Annotated in this window: 1 rRNA gene; it reads right to left on the reverse strand. The window is 53.1% G+C overall.

What is annotated here, in order from left to right:
- A 23S ribosomal RNA gene (locus L2725_RS23160) occupies window positions 1-514 on the reverse strand; the annotation flags it as partial.

Here is a 514-nt window from a genome sequence, read left to right on the forward strand (position 1 = left end):
TCACCGGCAGCAGCGTACCTTCTCCCGAAGTTACGGTACCATTTTGCCTAGTTCCTTCAGCCGAGTTCTCTCAAGCGCCTTGGTATTCTCTACCCGACCACCTGTGTCGGTTTGGGGTACGATTCCTGCTAACCTGAAGCTTAGAAGATTTTCCTGGAAGCATGGCATCAACCACTTCAGTGCCGTAGCACCTCGTCATCAACTCTCAGTGTATGTGTGTCCGGATTTGCCTAAACACACCACCTACCATCTTAAACACGGACAACCAACGCCGTGCTGGCCTAGCCTTCTCCGTCTCTCCATCGCAGTTAGCAGAAGTACGGGAATATTAACCCGTTTCCCATCGACTACGCCTTTCGGCCTCGCCTTAGGGGTCGACTCACCCTGCCCCGATTAACGTTGGACAGGAACCCTTGGTCTTTCGGCGAGGGGGTTTTTCACCCCCTTTATCGTTACTCATGTCAGCATTCGCACTTCTGATACCTCCAGCGTGGGTTACCCCTTCGCCTTCAAC

This window comes from Shewanella corallii (assembly GCF_023349125.1).
In the GTDB taxonomy this organism is placed as follows: domain Bacteria; phylum Pseudomonadota; class Gammaproteobacteria; order Enterobacterales; family Shewanellaceae; genus Shewanella; species Shewanella corallii.